This window comes from Chitinophaga solisilvae, from assembly GCF_009928525.1.
Taxonomy (GTDB): domain Bacteria; phylum Bacteroidota; class Bacteroidia; order Chitinophagales; family Chitinophagaceae; genus Chitinophaga; species Chitinophaga solisilvae.
Genome location: NZ_JAABOK010000036.1, coordinates 1 through 3,777, shown reverse-complemented (window position 1 = coordinate 3,777; position 3,777 = coordinate 1). Strand labels below are relative to the sequence as shown.

The following is a 3,777-nucleotide window of genomic DNA, read 5'->3' as shown; positions in this document are numbered from 1 at the left end:
CCGGTAAAATAAGTACCTTTATTCATGGTATTTTAAAGTGTGGTAACTTAAATCTACCAAAAAAAGGGGGCAATTGCCCCCTTTTTTCTTGTAGTAGGTCTGATTTTTACCGGACACCAATGATTCGCAATTCGTAATTATCTTCTCAGATAGCTTCCCGTCAGTGATTCCCCGCAATGCAGCAGGTCGGCGGGCCGGCCTTCAAAAATTACCTGGCCGCCTTTACTGCCGCCTTCCGGCCCCATATCTATTACCCAGTCTGCATTCCTGATTACATCTACGTTGTGTTCAATAACGATGACGGTATTACCACCGTCTACCAGGTGATCCATAATGGCGAGCAGGTGTTCGACATCAGACATATGCAGTCCTGTAGTGGGTTCATCCAGTACGTATATGCTTCCCCGTTTGTGCAGTTCGCCGGCGAGTTTGATGCGCTGGCATTCTCCGCCGGAGAGTGTACTCAGTGGCTGGCCGAGGGTCAGGTAGTCCAGGCCCACATCATGTATGGCCTGCAGGCGTTTCTTCAGTTCCTTCTTTTCAAAGAACTGCAGGGCCTGCAGTACGGTCATCTCCAGTACCTCGGCGATCGATTTGCCTTTCAGCCGGTAGGCGAGTACTTCAGCGCTGAACCTTTTACCACCGCAGGTTTCACAGGGTGTGCGGATGGCCTCCATAAAGGCGAGGTCGGTATAAATAAATCCCAGCCCTTCACAGGCAGCGCAGGCGCCTTTGGAATTGTAGCTGAACAGGGAGGCGCTTACCTTATTCTCTTTTGCAAACAGCCGGCGGATGTCGTCCATGATACCGGTATAAGTAGCAGGATTGGAGCGGATATTGGTACTTACTGCCGACTGATCGATGCTGATGGCGCCGGGGCAGCGCGATAACAGCTCTCCGTTGATCAGCGAACTTTTGCCGGAACCCGCCACCCCGGTAATGACGGTGAATATACCAACAGGTACCTGCACGGTTACATTTTTCAGGTTGTGAAGCGTGGCGTCTGCGATGAGAATATGTCCGGTGGCGTGGCGGTATTGCTGCTTCATGGGAAGCGCGCGGTTCATGTATTGTCCGGTGAGCGTGGGTGCTTTCAGCAGTCCTTCCACATTACCTTCGTAAACAATTTCACCGCCGCGTGCACCGGCATGAGGGCCTACGTCCACGATATGATCTGCTGTTCTGATCACTTCCGGATCGTGCTCTACTACCAGCAGGGTATTGCCTTTGTCGCACAGCTTGCGCAGCATTTCATTCAGGCGGTGCACATCGCGCGGATGCAGTCCGATGCTCGGCTCGTCGAAGATGTAAATAGTTTCTGTAAGGCTGCTGCCCAGGTGCCGCACCATTTTGATACGCTGCGATTCGCCGCCGGACAGCGAAGTTGTTTCCCGGCTGAGGCTCAGGTACTCCAGCCCGATATCTGCCAGGTGCTGCAGGCGGGCGGTGATGGCGGGTACCAGCGTGGCTGCCGCCGGATCGGTAATCTGCTGTATATGCGGTATCAGCTCCGTGATTTCCATCGCGGCGAAATCGGCAATATTATATCCGTTGATCCGGCAGCTGAGCGCAGCCTCATTGAGCCTGGCGCCCTGGCATACTTCGCAGGCGCCGTAACGCATATACCTTTCCAGGTTGGTGAGGGTAGACGCTGCCAGCGCGCTGGTATCCCGCTTAATATACAGCCGGGTAAACTTTTCTACCACCCCTTCCGGCTCCCGGCCGTACAGCAGCGCACTCCATTCTTCCGGTGTATAGTCTTCCAGCTTTTTGTCCGCATCAAACAGCCCGGACTGCTCATAGGTACGCCAGTACCACGTACCTACGGCAAATGCAGGAAACAGGATAGCGCCTTCGTTCAGGGAACGGCTTTTATCGAATATCGCCTCCTGGTCTGCTTCCACCCTTTGCCCCAGCCCGTTGCAGGCCGGGCACATACCGGCGGGGTCATTGAATGAAAATGCATTGGAGTAGCCGGCATAAGGCTGCCCTGCACGGGAAAACAGCAGCCGGAAGAGAGACGATATATCCGTAATGGTACCTACGGTAGACCGGGAATTGCCGCCGATCCTCTTCTGATCGATAACAATGGCGGTAGAGAGGTTCTCAATGGCATCGGCATCAGGCTTTTTCGTTCTTGGCAGGAAATTCTGCACAAAGGTGGTGAAGGTTTCATTCAACTGCCGCCGCGCTTCAGCACCAATGGTTTCGAAGGCGATAGATGATTTGCCGGAGCCGGAAACACCGGTGAATACGGTGATGCCACCGCGGGGAATACGCAGGGAAACATTCTTCAGATTGTTTGCCCGCGCCCCCCTGATTTCAATAAAGGTTTGCTGCATAGTTCAGATTTAGGAAAGTACAGAACAGGTAAAATGGTGACGACGAAACAAGGATATCACTTCTTCCGTTACATCCCGGTCAGACTGGATACGGAAGATGCGGTCGCAGTCTTCCAGGTCGAAATTAAAGGAGCATCCCGGGAGCGCTTCTGCCAGCAACGCTTCCAGCCTCGCGGCATCCGATCGTTGGATAACATTTGTCGAAAAAACTTCTATCATAAAACAAGTTTTACGCAAAATTCGGGCAGCCGCAAAAAAGCGAACCCTCATAGCCGGATTTTCAACCCGCAGCAACGGATTTTCCATACAGCGCCTTCAGCGTTCCGGTAAAAAGCACTAACTTGTACGCCTTATTCCCATCTGACATATGAGCAAAAAGGATCTGAACCCATGGCTGTTCGCACAGGGCGGCCGTGAATTTCATTATGTGGATGACCAGGGCGCCAGCAGCCGCATCCTGTTCAAGGAAGATCACCTTCCGGGCGCTTCCCTGTTTTTTGCGCAGAGTCAGCAGAACCAGGCTGTGAGAATGAAGGAGAAACTGGAAAAACCTGTGCTGGCCATGTACTTCTCACTGGAAGGAGATACCGGCTCCCTCCCCGAAAATGACGGCAGCTACATGATAAAAGGGCAACAACATATCATGAGTTATATGCCGGCATTCGAAGGTTACTACCTGCTCAACAGCCCGCGCATCAGTAACTTCGGCGTCATCCTGGAAGAATCTTTTTTCAGCCGCCTCTATATGGAAGATATGGACTGCCTGAAACGTTTCTGGGACAAGGTGAGCGCCGGAAAATCAGCCGACATCGCCTCCATGCCCATGAATATTACCGGGCGGCAGCTGGCCCTGATACGCGATATTGCCGGCTGCAGCTACTCCGGCAACATGCGGCAGCTTTTCCTGGAATCAAAGATTGTGGAGCTTTTCCTTTTCCAGGCAGAACAGGCAGAAAGCCTGAAAGGAATCAGCCCTGCCAGGCTCTCCCCCGCTGATACCGACCGGCTGCACGCTGCCAGAGCTTTTGTCAGACAACACATGCTTGAACCCTTCACACTGCACCAGGTGGCGCGTGAAAGCGGTCTTAATGAGTTCAAACTGAAAAAAGGATTTAAAGAACTGTTCGGCACCACCGTATTCGGCTACCTCAATGAACTGAAAATGAATTATGCCCGCCAACTCCTCCTGAACAACAACTACAACGTTCTGGAAACCGCCTACACCATCGGTTACGCCGAACCCTACAGCTTCACCCGCGCCTTCAGAAAACACTTCGGCTACCCACCAAGCCATTTAATTATTTAGTTATTTGGTTATTTGAGATTTCATTGGAGATTTAGGGATTTACGGATTTTGGAATTTTGAGATTTTATAAATGCAGCGAAGATCTTTGCTTGTTTCTTCGCTGCATTTATAAAATCTCAAAATTCCAAA

The 3,777-nt window shown here is 51.8% G+C and carries 3 protein-coding genes; 1 reads left to right on the top strand and 2 read right to left on the bottom strand.

Features of this window, described 5'->3' with window-relative positions; genetic code table 11:
• Positions 1-137: 137 nt before the first annotated feature.
• Positions 138-2,342, bottom strand: coding sequence for an ATP-binding cassette domain-containing protein (locus GWG06_RS30310; protein WP_160718173.1), 2,205 nt, complete (start codon positions 2,340-2,342; stop codon positions 138-140).
• Positions 2,343-2,351: 9 nt separating this feature from the next.
• Positions 2,352-2,561 carry a hypothetical protein gene (locus GWG06_RS30305; protein ID WP_127034314.1) on the bottom strand — a complete coding sequence of 70 codons (210 nt, stop codon included), beginning with the start codon at positions 2,559-2,561 and terminating at the stop codon, positions 2,352-2,354.
• 148 nt (positions 2,562-2,709) lie between these two features.
• Between GWG06_RS30305 and GWG06_RS30300 the strand changes: the two genes are divergently transcribed.
• A complete protein-coding gene (locus GWG06_RS30300; protein ID WP_160718172.1) occupies positions 2,710-3,648 on the top strand; it encodes a helix-turn-helix transcriptional regulator in 939 nt (312 codons plus the stop codon).
• Positions 3,649-3,777 lie beyond the last annotated feature (129 nt).

What these genes read in the sequence shown, in the direction of transcription:
- GWG06_RS30310 (WP_160718173.1), bottom strand. Translation starts at nt 2,342, where the DNA reads ATGCAGCAAACCTTTATTGAAATCAGGGGGGCGCGGGCAAACAATCTG.
- GWG06_RS30305 (WP_127034314.1), bottom strand. Translation starts at nt 2,561, where the DNA reads ATGATAGAAGTTTTTTCGACAAATGTTATCCAACGATCGGATGCCGCG.
- GWG06_RS30300 (WP_160718172.1), top strand. Translation starts at nt 2,710, where the DNA reads ATGAGCAAAAAGGATCTGAACCCATGGCTGTTCGCACAGGGCGGCCGT.